Here is an 18044-nt window from a genome sequence, read left to right as displayed (position 1 = left end):
TCCTTCAAAACTAATTGCTTCACACCTCTCGACTGCGAAGCTTTGCAAGCGCAGCGAAAGGCGTAATCCTGTCGTCGCCATCGACCCTCGACGGCGCTACACAACTTTCATGACGCGGCGCGGCCGGCATCGCCAGCAGTACCTCGTCCTCAAACAATGCAAGCAGATCGAGTCTCGCGCCTACCGGAATCGGATCCCAATCGTCCTCTTCCAGCATTTCGTCCGGCAGCGCCCTTCCCTCTGGAACGAGCATCAACCGGCTGTCAAGATCGAAATGCCAGTCGACCGCTTCGAGACAACGCTGGCAACGCAACTGCAGCGCACCCTCGAGATGAACCGACAGCCACCTCTGGCCTTCACCGTCCAGTCGCCCGGAAGCCACGTACCGCACCGAACCGACGTCACTGACACGTACGTCCGCGAGACGCTCGAACGCTGCGACAGCAAGCTCGCCGGCACGTTGTCCGTGATCCCGTGCGAACGCCAGCGGGTCGATGTTCAGGCTTTCTTGCGACATAAGGCGCGGATGATATTATTTTCGGCTTTGCAAGTCAAAGCGCGCTCGCGCCCTTTTGCAGGCCTACTCTCATCATGCAGCTGGTTCTTGCTTCAAGCTCGGCATATCGCCGCCAACTCCTGGAGCGCTTCGGCATCCCGTTCGAAGTTGCTCGCCCCGATATCGACGAGACGGAGCTCGCCGACGAAACCCCGCAGCAGACTGCAGAGCGGCTTGCGCTCGCCAAGGCCCACGCCGTCGCGCGCCGCTTTCCAGGCGCCTTGATCATAGGAAGTGATCAGGTCGCCCACATGGGGCAGCGCCGCTACGGCAAGCCGGGAAGCGTGGCGCGCGCGATCGCCCAGCTCTCAGAAATGAGCGGAAAGACCGTTATTTTCCATACCGCCCTGTGCCTGCTCAACACCGTCACCGGTATCGCCCAGCAGCGGGCGATCCCCACCGAGGTCCGCTTTCGCACGCTCAGCGTCGAAGAGATCGAACGCTACGTTGCCCGCGAACTGCCCCTCGACTGCGCCGGCAGCGCCAAGGCCGAAGGCCTGGGAATCACCCTGCTCGACGCCCTGAGCGGCGACGATCCGAACGCATTGATCGGCCTGCCGCTGATCGCGCTTGCAGGCATGCTGCGGAACGAAGGAATCGCCCTGCCATGAGCGCGGCAACCAGCACCGGAACCCTGTTCCTCGTCCCCGTCAGCCTGGGCGAAAGCGCCTGGGACGTCACGCACCCCGCACAAGTCCGGAATCAGGCCTGCGAACTCACTCACTTCGTTGTCGAGAACGCCAAGACCGCGCGCGCCGAACTCAAGCGGCTCGAGCATCCGAAGCCGATGCGCGAACTTGATATTCGTGAGCTTCCGGCCTCGCCGAGCGCCGAAGAGCTCGAGGCACTGCTCGCGCCGCTGCTTGCCGGCAACGATCTCGGCTTGATGTCCGAAGCAGGTTGTCCGGCGGTAGCCGATCCCGGCGCACTGCTCGTCGGCGCCGCACATCGCCATGGAATCCGCGTCACCCCGCTCACCGGCCCATCATCACTGCTGCTCGCCCTGATGGGCTCCGGATTGAATGGACAGCGGTTCGCGTTCCATGGCTATCTGCCGGTTGACGAAAAGGAGCGCGCCAGGCGCCTGCGCGAACTCGAAGCGGAATCACGCCGTCAGGACCAGACACAGCTCTTCATCGAGACGCCGTATCGCAACGATAGGATGTTCGATGCTCTGCTGGCCAACTGCGATGGCCACACCCGTCTTTGCGTGGCCTGCGATCTGTCGACTGCCGAAGAATGGATCGGAACCGACACCATCGGCGCCTGGCGCAAGCGCGAAAGACCGGCGATCACCAAACGTCCGACGATCTTCCTCCTGCTCGCGGGCTGAACAGCCGGTACCTGACCGACCCTCAGTCTTCCTGCAGATAGATGTTGCCGTCGCGCTCCACGACTTCGAGCCGTCGCAGCCGAGCGCCCCGGCACGGACCCGAAACGCAGAATCCGGAAGCAGGCTCGTACATCGCCCCATGCGTCGCGCAGACCAGGAGCCGCCGCTCGTCATCGAAGAACTGCCCTGGCAACCAGTCGAGTTCCACCGGAATGTGTGCACATTCATTGAAATAGGCGCGCGGCAGGCCATCAAAGCGGATCACGAAGCCGCAGCGCTTCCCCGCGCCGGAACCGATTTCGAAACGCACCCCGTCGCCGCGCTCCTCCAGCGCTTCGGACGCGCAGATCAGGCGTTCGCGAGCAGCCATGTCCGCAGATCGGCCGGGGTATCGATGCACGCAACCGGCGATTCGGCAAGCAGCAGTGACCGGGGATGCGCACCGAAGCTGACCGCCAGCGCATCGACGCCGGCATTGCCCGCCATCTGCAGATCGTGGGTGGTGTCGCCGATCATCAGCACTTCGGAAGGCGCTGCGCCCAGTTCGTCCATGAGTTCGTAAAGCATTGCCGGATTGGGCTTCGAGAAACACTCGTCGGCGCAGCGGGTCGCGTGGAAGTGGACGCCAAGCCCGCTGTGGGCCAGCGCGCGATCGAGCCCCTTGCGACTCTTGCCGGTGGCAACCGCGAGTCGGTGACCGCGCTCGGCGAGTTCGGCGATCATCTCCGATACCCCGTTGAACAGGCTCAGCTCGTGATCCCGCGAGAGGTAGTGGTAGCGATACCGCTCCACCATCCGCGGATAATCCGACGGTGCCAGTTCCGGCACCGCATAACTCAGTGCATCCTGAAGACCGAGCCCGATCACGTGCCGGGCGCGCTCGTCGCTCGGCTCCGGCAAACCCAGATCGCGACTGGCGAGCTTGATGCCCTCGACGATCGCCGCCGCCGAATCAAGGATGGTACCGTCCCAGTCAAAGACCAGACACGGGTATCGCTCAGCCATAGTCCCGCTCCTCAGTTTGCTCCAGCACGGCCAGATAACCGGCCAGATCATCCGGCAGTCGTGCCGACAATTCTATCTGCGCGTCCGTCAACGGATGACGGAACTTCAACTGCCAGGCGTGGAGGAACATCCGCCTGAGCCCTTCGCGCTGCAGCTGCTTGTTGAGCGGAAAATCCCCGTACTTGTCGTCTCCCGCAAGCGGAAAACCTCGATGCGCGAGATGCACCCGGATCTGATGGGTCCGACCCGTCCTGAGTTCCACCTCGAGCAGGCTGAATCGCTGCCAGCGGCGCAACAGCCGCACCACGCTGTGCGCCGGCTTACCGTCACGGTCGACCCGCACCCGTCGCTCGCCCTCGGGCGTCAGATATTTGAACAGCGGCTCCTTGATGTGCTGCTGCGGATTCATCCAGCGCCCCGAAACGAGCGTCTGGTAGCGCTTGTTGACCCGCCCTTCGCGCATCTGGTCGTGCAGGACGGTAAGCGCGGAACGCCTGCGGGCCACGATCAGCAAGCCCGAAGTCTCGCGATCGAGTCGATGGACCAGCTCAAGGAAGCGAGCCTCCGGCCGCTGTCGGCGGAGCTGCTCGATCAGACCGAAGCTCACGCCGCTGCCGCCATGCACCGCCAATCCAGCCGGTTTGTTCACGACCAGAAGTGCGTCATCTTCATAAACGATGTCGAACGGCGTACCGATCGGCACCGCCGGCTCCTCACGGCTCGCCACCCGCACGGGCGGCACCCGCACCTCGTCACCCTCGCAAAGACGGTAGGTCTGGGGGATGCGTCCGCCATTCACGCGCACCTCACCGCTTCGCAGAATGCGGTAGACATGGCTCTTCGGCACGCCTTTCAGCAGGCGCATCAGGAAATTGTCGATACGCTGCCCTGCCGAGGCCTCGTCCACCTTTTCACGTCGCACTTCAAGCGTTTTGCCTAAGTCCTTCATCCTGCCCTATACTTCTGCACTGATCGCCCTGGTAAGGGCTGACATTCTTGCCGCACGAATGCGGCTACGGGTGGACAGTCATGAGCCCACTAGCGAGCTCCCGTACGATCAACGGTCTGCCGCAGCCGCAAAAAGGCTGCGATGGTACCGCAACAGACACCCTTTTGATCACGTTGGTTTTATTTGCGCGTACGACACACACGCAGGAATTCTTCGTCCGGCCCGTCAGGCGGGACGCTTTGAAAAACAGACAGCCACCCCTCGTTAAGCAATCAAGACTCCGGATGAGCAAACCCAAAATCAGCTGAAATCCCCGTCTGCACGAAGGTGCGCGGTTTGTCCTGCCCGTGTTTACGCGGGAGACAGATCCAGATGAAGCGCATGCTTTTCAATGCAACGCAGGCCGAGGAACTCCGCGTTGGAATCGTTGACGGTCAGAAACTGATCGACCTCGATATCGAATCGGCCACCAAAGAAGAACGCAAAAGCAACATTTACAAGGCGGTCATCACCCGCATCGAACCCAGCCTGGAAGCTGCATTCGTCGATTACGGCGCGGAACGTCACGGCTTCCTGCCATTCAAGGAAATTTCCAAGAGTTACTTCGCCGCCGGCAATGGCGAGGGCCGCCCGCGCATCCAGGACGCGCTGAAGGAAGGTCAGGAGCTGATCGTCCAGGTCGAAAAGGACGAGCGCGGCAACAAAGGCGCGGCACTCACCACCTACATCTCTCTCGCCGGCCGGTATCTGGTACTGATGCCCAACAATCCCCGCGGCGGCGGCGTTTCGCGCCGTGTGGAGGGTGATGAACGTGCCGAGCTTCGCGAGGTCATGGATCAGCTCGAAGTGCCAAACGGCATGAGCCTGATCGCTCGCACCGCCGCCATCGGTCGCAACAGCGAAGAGCTGCAGTGGGACCTCAACTACCTGATGCAGCTGTGGCTGGCCATCGAAGGGGCCGCCAATACCCAGCCCGGCGCATTCCTGATCTACCAGGAAGGCAGCCTCGTCATCCGCGCGATTCGCGACTACTTCCAGCCTGACATCGGCGAAATCCTGATCGACACCGACGACGTCTATGAGCAGGCGCGCCAGTTCATGGCCCACGTGATGCCGCAGAACGTGAACCGGGTGAAGCGCTATCACGACGACGTACCGCTCTTCTCGCGCTTCCAGATCGAACACCAGATCGAATCCGCCTACTCCCGCCAGGTCAACCTGCCATCGGGTGGCGCGGTGGTGATCGATCACACCGAAGCGCTGGTTTCGGTGGACGTGAACTCCGGCCGTGCGACCCGCGGTGCCGACATCGAGGAAACCGCGCTTCGCACCAACCAGGAAGCCGCCGACGAGATTGCCCGCCAGCTTCGCCTGCGCGACTTGGGCGGCCTGATCGTCATTGACTTCATCGACATGGAGTCGCAGAAGAACCAGCGCGAAGTCGAGAACCGCCTGCGCGATGCGCTTCGCCATGACCGTGCCCGGGTCCAGACTGGCAAGATCAGCCGCTTCGGCCTGCTCGAACTGTCGCGCCAGCGGCTGCGCCCGGCGCTGGCCGAAACCAGCTATATCCCCTGCCCGCGCTGCAACGGCACCGGTCACATCCGCAGCACCGAGTCCTCGGCCCTGCACATCGTGCGGATCATCGAAGAAGAGGCGATGAAGGACAACACCGGCGCAGTGCATTGCCAGGTGCCGGTCGATGTCGCGACCTTCCTGCTCAACGAAAAGCGGGTCGACATCGCGCATATCGAGATGCGGCACAAGGTCAACATCGTCGTGATTCCCAATCGCCATCTCGAAACACCACAGCACGAGATCATCCGCCTGCGCCACGACCAGCTCAACGCCGAAGAGTCAACCGTTCCGAGCTACCAGATGGCCGCCAAACCGGCGGAGGAAGGCTATCGTCCGCCTTCGGCACGCAACGAAGCCGCACCCGCCCGCCAGGAAGCCGCGGTCAAGGGTATCTCGCCGGGACAACCCGCCCCGGTGGTCGAAACCCAGCCGCAACCCGAGGCAAGCATCGCAGCGCCTGTCACCGCGCCCGCCAAGGGCATCTTCTCGAAGCTGTTCTCGTGGTTCCGCGGCGAGCCGCAACAGCCTGCCGCACCGGTGGCCGAGCCCAAGCCGGCCGAGCCCGCCCGTCGCGAAGGCCGCAACGGTCGCAGTGACGGCCGGCGTGACGGTGGTCGCGGCGGCCGCAATCGCCGGGACGGCCAGCGTGACGAGTCGCGCGGCGAGCGCAACGATCGTGCGGAACGCCCGGATCGCGCCGAGCGCGATGCCGAAAAGCAGGCCGCGCGCAACCGCAGCGAGCGTGGCGAGGAGCGTGGCAACAACCGTCGCAAGGGTGGTGAGCGCAGCGAAGAAAAAGCCGAAGGCCAGGCCCAGGCGCGCGAGCCGCGTCAGCCCCGCCCGCCGCGCGAGCCGCGCCAGAAGAAGGACGCCGCACAAAAGCCGGTTGACGAGTCGCAGAGCACCTTGCCGCTTGCCGTCGTGGCCAGCGCAGAAGAGACCGTGAATCCGGTCCCTGACGCACCGGCCGACGAGGCCGCTGAAGGTGCAACGCCGCCGCGTAGCCGCCGCAGCCGCCGTGGTCGCCGTGGCGAGCGTCGCAGCGACGAGCAGCGCAATGCGGACGGCTCCAGCGAGAATCTGGGTGTCGAGGGCGCCGCCGCCGTAGCAGCGGCTGCACCGATCGCGGCAGCGGCCGTCGTCGAGGCCGTCCAGCTCGAAATCAGCGAAACGCCTCGCGCCGAGGCTCGCGAAGCCGATACCACGCTGGCTGAGCCGGTCGCGGCACCGGTCGAACCGGCACCGCTGCCGGTAGCGGCGGGTCCGGCAGAAGAAATCACCTCGCCGGCGCTTGACGAGGCGCCCGCCCCGATGCCGGTGCCTGTGGTCGAAGCGGAAACACCTCAGGCTGAACCGCGCGAGAGCGTCGTCATCGCGGCGGTCGAACCCGCTGCCGTCGAGAACGAGACGCCCGAAGCAGCTCCGGCACTCGTTGTCGCGGCCGACGAGGCACCAGCCATCATCGCCGAGGTACGGGAAGAAATGACTTCCACCCAAGCCGAAGCCGCAGTGGCCGATGTGCCGGTCGATACGTCGTCCGAAACGCCGACCGTCGAGCCGGCACCAGAAGTCGTCGTCGCATCGGCCCCGGAGACCGAACCTGTTCAGGCCGCGGCCCCCATCGCCGAGGCGCTTCCCGCAGCAGAGCCCGAACCGGCACCCGCAATCGTTCAGCAGGCAATAGACCTTGGCGCGCCGCTCGAGGAAATCGGTCTGCAGATGGTCGAAACCAACCCTGCCAAGCTGGCTACCGCGGTCGTTGCCGAAACGGAGGCCCCGGTCAAGCTGGGTCGCCGTCCGCGTCCGAGGCCGGTTGTCGAGACCGAGGAACTGCAGCAGGTGCAGACCCACGGCAAGTAAGCACCGCTCCGAAAGGCGCACATGAAAAAGGCCAGCCTGCGGGCTGGCCTTTTTTCTTCACCGCAGCTTCGCTCAGGCCGCCCCCGACCTTGCGCGGAAGTGCGAGAGAACGCCTTGCACGCCGGCTTCGCACAAGTCCAGCACCACTTCGAAGCCCGCCTCGCCGCCGTAGTATGGATCGGGCACCTCGTCCGAACCCGCCTGCAGGGCAAAATCCATGAGCAGTTTCAGCTTGCCGGCATGCTCCGGCGGGCACTGGCGGCGCATGAATTGAAGGTGGCCATCGTCCATCGCCAGCAACAGGTCAAACTTCTCGTAGTCCTGCGCGACCAGCTTGCGCGCGCGTAGCTTCGAGAGGTCATAGCCCCGCCGCAAGGCAGCCTTCTGTGCCCGCGGGTCGGGCGCTTCGCCAACGTGGTAGCCCCCGGTGCCGGCGGAGTCGACCGCTATCAGGCCGGACAACCCGTATTCGCCTATCCAGTGCCGCGCTATCCCGTCCGCGGTCGGCGAACGGCAGATATTGCCCGAACAGACAAAAAGTATCCGGTGCATTGCGGGATTCTCCTCTTCCCCCTTGAGCGCCCCTCGCAGCCAGCGCTTAAGCATCGCCGTGCTGATCGGCGCCGAACGCCGTCCTTCTCAACTTGAAGAGCTCATCGCGGGCGGCTGCAGCCTTCTCGAACTCGAGATTGCGGGCGAACTCCTGCATCTCCTTCTCGAGCTTCTTGATCGCCTTGGCAAGCGACTTCTCGTCCATCGCCGCATAGTCGACCGCGCCCTTGCCCCCGCCGACGCTGGCCTTTTCATCCTGCGCCTCGTCATAGACGCCGTCGATGATGTCCTTGATGCGCTTGCTCACCGTCCGCGGGACGATGCCATTCGCGAGGTTGTGGGCAATCTGCTTCTCGCGACGGCGCTCGGTCTCGCCGATGGCCGCGCGCATCGAATCAGTGATCCGGTCCGCGTAGAGGATGGCGGTTCCGTTGATATGGCGCGCCGCGCGGCCGATGGTCTGGATCAACGAACGCTCGGAGCGCAGGAAACCCTCCTTGTCCGCGTCCAGAATCGCGACCAGCGACACCTCGGGAATATCGAGGCCCTCGCGCAGCAGGTTGATGCCCACCAGCACATCGAATTCGCCGAGGCGCAGGTCGCGAATGATCTCCACCCGCTCGACCGTGTCGATGTCCGAATGCAGGTAACGCACCTTGATGCCGTTCTCGGCCAGGTAGTCGGTCAGATCCTCGGCCAGACGCTTGGTCAGCACAGTGACCAGCACCCGCTCATGTACCTCGATCCGGCGCTTGAGTTCCATCAGCAAGTCGTCCACCTGGGTCAGCGCCGGCCGTACCTCCACCACCGGATCGATCAGCCCCGTCGGGCGCACCACCTGCTCCACCACCTGCCCCTGATGTTCGGCCTCGTAGGCGGCAGGCGTCGCAGAAACGAAGATGGTCTGCGGCAGCAGGCGTTCGAACTCGTCGAACTTGAGCGGCCGGTTGTCCATCGCCGAAGGCAGGCGGAAGCCGTACTCGACGAGGTTCTCCTTGCGCGAGCGGTCGCCCTTGTACATCGCCCCGACCTGCCCGATCGACACATGCGACTCGTCGATGAACATCAGCGCGTCGGACGGCAGATAGTCGATCAGCGTCGGAGGCGCCTCGCCCGGCCCACGCCCCGAGAGATGGCGCGAGTAGTTCTCGATGCCCTTGCAGAACCCCAGCTCGTTGAGCATCTCGAGGTCGAAGCGGGTGCGCTGCTCGATGCGCTGCGCCTCCACCAGCTTGGCGCTGCGCTGGTAATGCTCGATGCGATCGCGCAACTCCTCCTTGATCCGCTCGATCGCCTCCAGCACGGTGGCCCGCGGCGTCACGTAATGACTCGACGGGTAAACGGTGAAGCGCACCAGCTTCTGCTTGAGGTGACCGGTGAGCGGATCGAACAGGGTCAGGTGCTCGATCTCGTCGTCGAACATCTCCACCCTCACTGCGAGTTCCGCGTTCTCCGCCGGGAACACATCGACCACGTCGCCGCGCACCCGAAAGGTCCCACGGCGGAAATCCAGGTCGGCGCGGGTGTATTGCATCGCCACCAGGCGCTGGATCAGCTCGCGATGAGCCACCTTCTCGCCCTCGCGCAGATGCAGCACCATGCTGTGATAATCCACCGGATCGCCGATACCGTAGATGCACGACACGCTCGCCACGATCACCACGTCCCGGCGCTCCATCAGGCTCTTGGTGGCCGACAGGCGCATCTGCTCGATGTGCTCGTTGATCGACGAGTCCTTTTCGATGAACAGGTCACGCGAAGGCACATAGGCCTCGGGCTGGTAGTAGTCGTAGTAGGAAACGAAGTACTCGACCGCGTTCTCGGGCAGGAACTCGCGAAACTCCGCGTAGAGCTGTGCCGCCAGCGTCTTGTTATGGGCCAGCACCAGCGCCGGACGGCCGCAGCGGGCGATGACGTTGGCCATCGTGTAGGTCTTGCCCGAACCGGTCACGCCCAGCAGGGTCTGGAACAACAGGCCGTCGTCGATCCCCTCGACCAGCAGGCGAATCGCCTCGGGCTGGTCGCCGGCCGGCGGGAACGGCTGGTGAAGGCGGAAGGGGCTGCCGGGATAGGTGACAATCTGGGGTTCGTCCATGCCTGCTCAGCCCTCGCGGGTTTCAGGTTCCAGGGTCGGCATGAGCGACTGCCATTCGGCCCGCTCGGCGTTTGCCTGCGCGTATCGCCCCGCCTCATCCCCCGTCATTCCGGCAAACGAGGCGATGAGACGTCGCGCATGGCCCGGGTCCGGCAACACCGCACCGAGGTACACCACATGACCGGCGCGTTCGATGAGCAAGGTCGGGAAGGTCTCGACGTCGATGTGCCCGACACGTTCGGCATCGTCCTCGATGTCGAACCAGACGAAGCGCCCGTCGGCGAACTCCGCGGCCAGCGCATCGAACTGCGCGCGGTAGTCGCGGCAGGTACCGCACCAGTCCGCACACAGACAGACCACCGAAAATCCGCAGGAAGCTGCTTCGACCATGAGTCCAGACTCCAGCGCGCCGCCCTCGCCGGGCGTGTCGCAAACCGGTGATTATATTCCGCAACAAGCCCGCGGGTCGCCCGCGCGTACGCTCCCTCCGGCGTGCTAGACTACTGCGCCTTCCGGATTGCCCGGACGGCCCCGGAATCTACCCACCAACATCCGCAACACGGCACACCAGGAGCATCCATGTCCAGTTCGATCTTCTCCGCTGTCGAGATGGCCCCCCGCGATCCGATCCTTGGCCTCAACGAGGCCTTTGCAGCGGACACCCGCGGCAGCAAGGTCAATCTCGGCGTCGGCGTCTACTACGATGACAACGGCAAGATCCCGCTGCTCGCGGCGGTTCGCAGCGCTGAAAAAGCCCGCCTCGAAGCCCAGCCGCCGCGCGGCTACCAGCCCATCGAAGGCAACGCCGCCTACAACTCCGGCGTACAGAACCTGCTCTTCGGCAAGGACTCCGCCCTGCTGGCCAATGGCCAGGTCGTCACCATCCAGGCTCTCGGCGGCACCGGCGCGCTCAAGGTCGGCGCCGACTACCTCAAGCGCCTGCTGCCCGGCACCACCGTGTATATCTCCGACCCCAGCTGGGAAAACCACCGCGCACTGTTCGAAGGCGCCGGCTTCCCGGTCGAAACCTACCCCTATTACGATGCCGCCACCCGCGGCGTGAACTTCGACGGCATGAAGACGAAGCTCGCCAGCCTGCCGCCGGGCTCGGTCATCGTGCTGCACGCATGCTGCCACAACCCCACCGGTGCCGATCTCTCCGACGCCCAGTGGAACGAGGTCGTCGAGTTGTGCCGCGAGCACGCGCTGGTGCCCTTCCTCGACATGGCCTACCAGGGTTTTGCCGAAGGCATCGAGCCCGATGCCGTGGCGGTTCGCGCCTTCACTGCGTCGGGCCTGCAGTTCTTCGTCTCCAGCTCCTTCTCCAAATCCTTCTCGCTGTACGGCGAGCGAGTCGGCGCGCTGTCCATCGTCACCGCCAGCAAAGATGAAGCCGCCCGCGTGATGTCGCAGGTCAAGCGGGTGATCCGCACCAACTACTCCAACCCGCCGATCCACGGCGGCGCGGTCGTCGCTGCGGTGCTCAACTCGCCCGAACTGCGCCAGATGTGGGAAGACGAACTCGCCGGCATGCGCGTGCGGATTCGCAGCATGCGCACCGGCCTGGTCGAAAAACTCGCCAGCCGCGGCGTGGCACAGGACTTCTCCTTTGTCGCCAAGCAACGCGGCATGTTCTCCTACACCGGTCTCACCGTCGCCCAGGTCGAGTTGCTGAAGAACGAGTTCGGCATCTACGCGGTGTCCACCGGCCGCATCTGCCTCGCGGCGCTCAACTCGAAAAACATCGACTACGTCGCCGACGCGATCGCAGCGGTGGTGAAAGCCTGACTGCAGGCCGAGCTGACAACACACGGCGGGGCTTGATGCCCCGCTTTTTCTTTGCCTTCAGATCCGGTCGCGTTCAATAGAACAATTTGCTCGTGGCTCGCTCCGCGAACACGATCCGACCTTGATCAGTGTGCTTTTTCCCCGATTTTGGCTCGCTCCTTGGCGATCTCTGCCTTCTTCAGGGTCAATAGCCCCAACATCCTTGTCAATGGGAGATCAATTGGTGGTTCTGTTTCGCCCCCAACCCGACAGATCTCCAGGTTGAAGTAAGCAATCTCGGTATCTCGATTTGCCCTGATGTCCTGAAGGGTTGAAATAAGCTGACCCTTTGACCTTCTGCTGATCATGACTATCTGATCAAGAATCTCTTCGGCGCTGACCGCGACCCCGAGCCTGCTTGCGACGGGGACGCACTCCATGACGATTTCCCTCGCAAGCCCCATTACCGTGTCATCACGATCAAAAATACCGTTGTCCACATCCAGCAACGGGCACACCGAATTGAAGACCGTGTTTATGATTCCTTTCTTCCAGATCTCACGGTCGATGTCGTCTTCTCTGTAAAAAGCCAGCGTTTCTGTGCTGAGCCTTCCTGCAATCTCTGCGCTCCTGTCATCGGCAGCACCGACCGAACCGATCGGTGACGGTTTGACCATCCGCGCTGTATAGCTGCCGTCTCCGACCTTCTCAGCCGTGATGTACACAACACATCGCGAAAGACTACTGAAGCCTTTTCCCAGGAAGGGGCGTTCAACACCGATGCCGTTTTGCATGACCAGAAGATCGGTCGAATGTGCGCTCCTCGACAATACCTCCGCCAAGTAGTCGTTCACGTTGGCCTTGGTTGCCAGGACGACGAGTCCGTCAATCTCGCCCTGCGATGACAAGGGCCTGGAAACGACTTCCTGCTCAAGGATGTCCCCCTCTCCCGACCGCACAGCGATGGTTTGGGTTGCTTCCTCCGGGGCGTTCCCGCTGACTCGAAGAACGGTCACATCCCGACCAGCTGCTTTGAGGTGTGCGGCCAGCGAAAACCCGATAGCCCCTCCGCCGACAATGAAAATGCGGGTTGTCTCTTTCAAGATTCACCTTCCTGTCGATTCACAACAAATCCAGTCGGGATAGGCATCCGCCTCGCGGCTTCCCCCTCGGACACCGCAGCAAATAAGGAGCACCTGACCGGCCAATGAACAACAGCCCATTTCAAGCGGCCTGTTCCGTCTGTCTCCGTCGCAAGGAAGGTACGACGTGGTAGCACCGGGGTCAATGCCGGTGTCTGGCTCATGACCCAAGGCTCATGTGCAGATTTACCGGTGTTCCGCACAGCCCGGGCACTGACCCCATAGCCAACGGGGTTGCCTCCCGCCGAGTCAGAATGCACTTCAGACATTGATCCAATCTCACCTCACCCTTCGCGCCTTTCCAGAGGTACCGTCCTTTCCTTGCCGGCAGGTCCGAGGATAAATTCGGCATCCATGGGTACATCGCTTGAGGGAGAGAGGGACGCCCTCCCGGTTGGCGGTCAGCCGCCGCCACTACGCAGAGTCGTCGGGCGCAAAAAAATGGCAAAAACCGTTCACAACACGGCGCAGAATGCCGGCTGTGTTGGCGAGCGGCTTGACTGACCGCCCTGTTGCGCGCGACGACCGGCAAATACCATTTTCCGTGCCTATCGGCTGTCACCCGCACCATCAGCGGATCAACGCCCAGAACAAATCCCGCACACACTGGCCGCGCCTGGCATACGTGTGGGTTACTCGGAGGTGGCGAATGAAACGATGGTGGGCACTGTCCCTGTTGCCCCTCGCGGCGCCCTTGGTCTCCGCAGGCTTGTTTGGCCAGGGCAGCACGGCTGCACCCGTGGCCGCCGTGGGCGGGATCAGCATCGTCGAGACCACGGAGCGCACGCGCGATTTCAATGCCAACGTCGGCTTCACCCGGCACACCGTGCTGCGGTTCGAGGTATTGCACCAGGGGCGTCCGGTCGCGTTGCCCGGCCCGGCGGGCCAATCGGCGGACCAGGATTTCTGGGATGCCTGGGTGCTGCCCGGCGCGCCCCGCCCCGCCGTGCTGGCGGGCAAGGAAGCGCTCTACCTGTTCACCGAAGACGCGGGTCAGCTGCAGGCCCTGATGGTGGCACCCGCCAATGAGCGCCGCCGTGCCACCGTGCAGTGGCTCGATGCCGACGGTGGTCAACCCGGCCCGGTGCATCACGTGAACATTCGCGATTCGGCCGAGGATGTGCGCCAGTTGCAAGGCGGGCGCCGTCTGTTGCTGAATCACCGCGTGGTGCTTGATGTGACCACCTTGCAAAGTCAGGCGGTGGAACTCATGCAGGCGCCCGGCTTCACGGCCCCGGGCGAGCCGGTTCTCGCCCTGTCGCCGCAAGGCAGCAAGCTGGTGTCGCAGCTGCAGAGCGAAGCCGCCTCGGCACACGATGGCGCCCTGTTGCTCATCAACCTGGCGGACGGTCAGCGCGACCTGCTGCACTTCGATGCCAAGGTTCTGGGCGCGAGCACCCCCGAGGCGACGACCCGAGAATGGCTGGCTGAGCACTTCGTGTGGACGCGCGGGCCAAAGGGCGACGAGCACCTGCTGCGCCGAGCGCCGCCAGCTGAGCCGAAGCCACGCTGGCAATCCCGCTACGAGATCGGGTCGCAAGCGCCGATGGGCCGCGCCGTGCGTGCACCGCGCTACCTGCTATGGCCGGTTGCGCCGGCAATGTGGTGGGCCCTGCTAAGTTACGCCGAAGACGAACTACAAGGCCGCCGCGCGGCAGCCGAGGCCGGAGACCCGCCATCAACGAGCTTCGCTCGGTTGATGATGGCGCATGTGCCCGTCGCCATCGGCTACGATGCGGCGAAGCGCCAACTTGTGGTGCAGTCGGAGTTTCCTGGCGGTGAGCTGTGGTCGAAGCAAGTGGTCGAGATCCTGGGTGAATGGCTCGATGCCGAACTGGCCGCAGGGCGGCTGCAGCAGCACCTGCTGACACCACCCGAACCACGCTGAGGTGCAAGCGGACGCCGCTGCAGCGCTTGGTCCGCGGCCAAAGCAGGCCACGCAAACCAATTCCCCGACCGACTCGGCACGCACCGCTGCGGGTCCCGGTTCACTACATTGATCCGACCTCATGTCATGATTCGCACATCGAGGCGTTCGGCATGCACTTTACGACAGTCGGGCCTGTGATAAGGGCACGGACAGTGCGAACGAGAGAGCTATAGTCTCCTCTTTAAACGGTTCTAGACCTCGTATCTTTCCGATCGCCTTGCAAACAAAGACAATCGAGTCGATGTTCTCGAGGCTGGGCGGGATGACATTGGCGAGACTTTGGGCCTCTGAGCCCGTGGGTCAGATAGGTGCCCCGCCCATTATGTTCAGCGCGTCAGTCCGGACGGTGACTTGGGTCACGGTATCGGCGTGAGCCCGCATACGAGGTAGGTCGTGCGATGAACAATTCAGTCCAGTTTGTTCTTGGTATCGATGTTTCAAAGCGAAAGCTTGATCTTGCGCTGCTTCACGCAGGCAAGGTGCGCTCAAAGGTTGTAAGCAACGACAGCACCGGTCATCCGGAGCTTGAAGGGTGGGTGCGTGAGCGTGGCGCCCATGAAGGCAATTGCCATATCTGCCTGGAAGCAACAGGCCCGTACAGTGAGTCGGTGGCGGTGTTCCTTGCTGACCGGGGCTGGCGGGTAAGTGTGGTCAATCCGGCTCAGATCAAAGGGTTTGCCCAGAGTGAGCTGGTTCGAAACAAGACCGACAAGGCCGATGCTGCCTTGTTGGCCCGGTTCTGTGCTGCGATTCGTCCTGCTCCCTGGAGCGCCCCGCCGCCAGCCTACCGGCAGCTTCGCCTCAAGGTCGAGCGCGTGGAGGCACTCAAACAGATGCATCAGCAGGAAGCGAACCGGCTCGAAGCCCATCGGGCCAACGCAGACAGCGAGATGATGACTGAAGTGCGCGAGCACCTTGAATGGCTCGAGCAGAAAATTGCACACCTGAGCGACGATATCGATGATCACATCGACCGCCATCCAGAACTGAAGAAGGATGCCGAGTTGATGAAATCCATCCCCGGTGTCGGCCCCTCGACCGTTGCCAAGGTCCTCGCCTATCTGGGAGATGTGCGCCGCTTCCGATCGGCCAAGGCCCTTGCAGCCTTTGTGGGGGTGAGCCCTCGCCTGAGACTCTCAGGCTCATCGGTGCGTGGCCGCAGCGTGATCAGCCGAACCGGCCATACGTCGATCAGGAAGGCGCTCTACATGCCCGGCATGGTGGCCCTACGCCACAATCCGATCCTGAAAGTCTTCGGCGAACGATTACGTGCCAACGGTCTGGCGCCCAAGGCGGTCATTGGTGCAGCGATGAGAAAGCTCGTTCACCTGATCTATGGCGTGGTCCGATCTGGAGAGCCGTTTCGGCCAGACTTTTGCCTGCCAGCCCTTGACTCGAAAGACGGTATCTGACCCTCATGTCGTCCTCACTTTGACGCCCAACGACAAAGCTCAGCCGACGACAAAATGCGCAGCATTTTGACGGTCGGATGAAGCGCCTTGTTGGGCAATGAACGGCTGCAACTTCTGGCGAATGACTTGCAAGTCTTCCCCTTCGCGGCGCTTCAAGCGTCGCCCTTTGCAGATGAATTCGGCAACACTGAACTCGATCAATTGCAGCCCGTGTTGAGGAAGGACTTCTCTTCGCCGCTGATCATAGATGGCTCTCTGTACTCCGCGAGGAACACCGCTGACCGTAGCTTTGTTGTCGAAGAACGGCACCGCCACGGAATGCTGCCTTTCGTGGTATTCAATCACCAGGCGGAGATGCGGGTAATAGGCGTCGACCGGAAGTCTTCTTCCGGTATCACCCACCAAGAATGAGAACCGACACTGACGCTCCGATCGCGATCTCAAGATTGCGTCGCACAAGTTGAGAATGTAGATTTCGTCGCGCATGGCTTATGCCCAACGTGAAGGTCACCGGCGCTGCGCGGCATTATCGCGCAGCGTCCAGTGGGCCACAGAGTTATGCCTTTTCACTGATTACGCTCGGGTTGCTAGATGTTCAAAACCGACAAGTGCTGCCGGCCTGAACCTATTCATTTCCCAGGTGGGCAGCTTGCGACGACCGGTCTGGTATTGCTCGAACAGTGGAGCGAGATCGGACGGCGATTGAATTGCAATCAGACGTTTTGCTCGGTCGAAGTAGGCTTTAGAGGATGATCGTGCAAACACCTCGAAAGCACTATGAAAATGGCCGACATGAAGAAGTGTTTCGGGCCACCAGCGGTTCCATTCGTCGTTGATTTCAATTTCTGCGCGAAGGAACGCGATGAAGTCGGCTTGCATCAAGTGGCGGAACTCGATGCTTATCCCGGCAGATCGCTCCTTCAATAAATTCGAATGGAGCGACAATTTACGAAGATTCAGCCTTTCGTTCCTATGCTCAAGGGACTTCAGATATTCACGGAACACCAAATATCCAACCATTGAGTCCCGGCCATAGTCCGAGTTGCCTGGGAGGTAGTACTGGCGTGACAAAAAGTCGGCTGCTTCTTCTAATCGGTCTTGTTTGAGTAGTGCTGCAACCGCATATAGAAACAGCTCGTGCACCAGAAACTTGAAATTATCAAAATCCCATTCGTTCGATTGCTGAATGTCACTGGGCCTCTGCATGTAAGGAATGAGAGACTCAAAGAAGCGATGAATGCGCCCAATGAACTCCTGATTCGGGGCGTACTGCGCCACCGTAATAAATAGTTGGATTGCTTCGTTTCTATAAGGCAGGAAATCTTCAATATTCCTGATGAGTTCATCATCGAATTCGCGACCATCAACCTTTGAGATGCGAAATCGCTCGAAATTCTGCACGAATAGTTCGCAATATTCTTCCAACGCTCCAGATGCGAAAGGCTTGCTGTTCTTTATCGCGTCGATGCATCGTTTGAATGCAGGAGTAGTTCCAAGCGAAATGTGTTCTCCATCGCTTAGAAACGCTGGCTTTTCCCCGAGGGCCGGCTTTTGATAGAGAGGCTTGTCGAAAACCCACCGCAGAAGCCTCTCAAAATTGTCGCTGTACTTATCTGGTTCGCTAAGGTCAATGTATATCCGCGACTTGTAGTAGATCGGTAGAAACGGCTTTCCTTGACCGTCTTTCTCAGACACCACCGCGACAAATTTTTCTTGGGATTGGTTGTCGTAGACTTCCCAGGGCTCCCGCAGCTACGCGAACGTCATCAATCGTCATCCTCGTCTTCCGGCTCGAATCCGAGCAACTCGGCGCGGTACTCATCGGATGTTGCCGCCAACAATCGCTTGGTCTTGATACTGGCCTT

General features: G+C 62.0%; 16 protein-coding genes. 6 read left to right on the top strand and 10 right to left on the bottom strand.

Annotated features, from left to right (window positions below):
- Nucleotides 1-19 precede the first annotated feature (19 nt).
- A complete protein-coding gene (locus GQB03_RS20605) occupies nucleotides 20-517 on the bottom strand; it encodes a YceD family protein (RefSeq protein WP_159693331.1) in 498 nt (165 codons plus the stop codon).
- 74 nt (nucleotides 518-591) lie between these two features.
- Between GQB03_RS20605 and GQB03_RS20600 the strand changes: the two genes are divergently transcribed.
- Together GQB03_RS20600 and GQB03_RS20595 are read left to right on the top strand one after the other, a co-directional pair.
- Nucleotides 592-1167: a Maf family protein gene (locus GQB03_RS20600; protein ID WP_159693329.1), complete on the top strand. Its 576-nt coding sequence runs from the start codon at nucleotides 592-594 to the stop codon at nucleotides 1165-1167.
- Complete coding sequence (locus tag GQB03_RS20595) at nucleotides 1164-1889, top strand: SAM-dependent methyltransferase (RefSeq protein ID WP_159693327.1); 726 nt, start codon at nucleotides 1164-1166, stop codon at nucleotides 1887-1889. Before GQB03_RS20600 ends, GQB03_RS20595 begins: the two co-directional genes overlap by 4 nt.
- 22 nt (nucleotides 1890-1911) lie before the next feature.
- Here GQB03_RS20595 and GQB03_RS20590 read toward each other — a convergent pair whose 3' ends face one another.
- The 3 genes from GQB03_RS20590 to GQB03_RS20580 are packed head-to-tail and all read right to left on the bottom strand — an operon-like array spanning nucleotide 1912 to nucleotide 3843.
- A complete protein-coding gene (locus tag GQB03_RS20590; RefSeq protein ID WP_159693325.1) occupies nucleotides 1912-2259 on the bottom strand; it encodes a Rieske (2Fe-2S) protein in 348 nt (115 codons plus the stop codon).
- Nucleotides 2238-2894, bottom strand: a complete 657-nt coding sequence (locus GQB03_RS20585) for an HAD-IIIA family hydrolase (protein WP_159693323.1) — start codon at nucleotides 2892-2894, stop codon at nucleotides 2238-2240. The genes GQB03_RS20590 and GQB03_RS20585 overlap by 22 nt, the downstream gene beginning before the upstream one ends.
- Complete coding sequence (locus GQB03_RS20580) at nucleotides 2887-3843, bottom strand: RluA family pseudouridine synthase (protein ID WP_159693321.1); 957 nt, start codon at nucleotides 3841-3843, stop codon at nucleotides 2887-2889. Before GQB03_RS20580 ends, GQB03_RS20585 begins: the two co-directional genes overlap by 8 nt.
- Nucleotides 3844-4215: 372 nt before the next feature.
- On the opposite strand from GQB03_RS20580, the gene GQB03_RS20575 reads away from it, so the two are divergent.
- Nucleotides 4216-7281 (top strand): Rne/Rng family ribonuclease, encoded by a 3066-nt coding sequence (locus tag GQB03_RS20575; protein ID WP_159693319.1) that lies wholly within the window; start codon nucleotides 4216-4218, stop codon nucleotides 7279-7281.
- A gap of 72 nt (nucleotides 7282-7353) precedes the next feature.
- Here GQB03_RS20575 and GQB03_RS20570 read toward each other — a convergent pair whose 3' ends face one another.
- Genes GQB03_RS20570 through GQB03_RS20560 form a run of 3 tightly spaced genes read right to left on the bottom strand, consistent with a single transcriptional unit; the run spans nucleotide 7354 to nucleotide 10318 of the window.
- Nucleotides 7354-7833: a low molecular weight protein-tyrosine-phosphatase gene (locus GQB03_RS20570; protein WP_159693317.1), complete on the bottom strand. Its 480-nt coding sequence runs from the start codon at nucleotides 7831-7833 to the stop codon at nucleotides 7354-7356.
- Between the two features lie 46 nt (nucleotides 7834-7879).
- On the bottom strand, nucleotides 7880-9928 hold the full coding sequence (uvrB, locus tag GQB03_RS20565) for an excinuclease ABC subunit UvrB (RefSeq protein ID WP_159693315.1): 2049 nt from the start codon (nucleotides 9926-9928) through the stop codon (nucleotides 7880-7882).
- A 6-nt stretch (nucleotides 9929-9934) separates the two neighbouring features.
- Nucleotides 9935-10318, bottom strand: a complete 384-nt coding sequence (locus tag GQB03_RS20560; RefSeq protein WP_159693313.1) for a thioredoxin family protein — start codon at nucleotides 10316-10318, stop codon at nucleotides 9935-9937.
- 189 nt (nucleotides 10319-10507) lie between these two features.
- On the opposite strand from GQB03_RS20560, the gene GQB03_RS20555 reads away from it, so the two are divergent.
- Nucleotides 10508-11716 (top strand): amino acid aminotransferase, encoded by a 1209-nt coding sequence (locus GQB03_RS20555; protein WP_159693311.1) that lies wholly within the window; start codon nucleotides 10508-10510, stop codon nucleotides 11714-11716.
- Nucleotides 11717-11841: 125 nt separating this feature from the next.
- Here the strand turns inward: GQB03_RS20555 and GQB03_RS20550 are convergent, their stop codons facing one another.
- A complete protein-coding gene (locus GQB03_RS20550; protein ID WP_159693309.1) occupies nucleotides 11842-12798 on the bottom strand; it encodes a ketopantoate reductase family protein in 957 nt (318 codons plus the stop codon).
- Nucleotides 12799-13486: 688 nt separating this feature from the next.
- Here GQB03_RS20550 and GQB03_RS20545 point away from each other — a divergent pair.
- Both GQB03_RS20545 and GQB03_RS20540 read left to right on the top strand, forming a co-directional pair.
- Nucleotides 13487-14725 (top strand): hypothetical protein, encoded by a 1239-nt coding sequence (locus GQB03_RS20545; RefSeq protein ID WP_159693307.1) that lies wholly within the window; start codon nucleotides 13487-13489, stop codon nucleotides 14723-14725.
- 440 nt (nucleotides 14726-15165) lie between these two features.
- The gene (locus GQB03_RS20540; RefSeq protein ID WP_159693305.1) at nucleotides 15166-16179 is read left to right on the top strand and encodes an IS110 family RNA-guided transposase; all 1014 of its coding nucleotides are present in this window, start codon (nucleotides 15166-15168) and stop codon (nucleotides 16177-16179) included.
- Between the two features lie 39 nt (nucleotides 16180-16218).
- Here the strand turns inward: GQB03_RS20540 and GQB03_RS20535 are convergent, their stop codons facing one another.
- Both GQB03_RS20535 and GQB03_RS20530 read right to left on the bottom strand, forming a co-directional pair.
- Complete coding sequence (locus GQB03_RS20535) at nucleotides 16219-16665, bottom strand: hypothetical protein (protein WP_159693303.1); 447 nt, start codon at nucleotides 16663-16665, stop codon at nucleotides 16219-16221.
- An 87-nt stretch (nucleotides 16666-16752) separates the two neighbouring features.
- The gene (locus tag GQB03_RS20530; protein ID WP_159693301.1) at nucleotides 16753-17874 is read right to left on the bottom strand and encodes a hypothetical protein; all 1122 of its coding nucleotides are present in this window, start codon (nucleotides 17872-17874) and stop codon (nucleotides 16753-16755) included.
- Nucleotides 17875-18044 lie beyond the last annotated feature (170 nt).

The organism is Cognatazoarcus halotolerans (genome assembly GCF_009800965.1).
Taxonomy (GTDB): domain Bacteria; phylum Pseudomonadota; class Gammaproteobacteria; order Burkholderiales; family Rhodocyclaceae; genus Cognatazoarcus; species Cognatazoarcus halotolerans.
The sequence above is the reverse complement of the archived record's forward strand: the minus strand, read 5'-3'. Positions and strand labels throughout refer to the sequence as shown.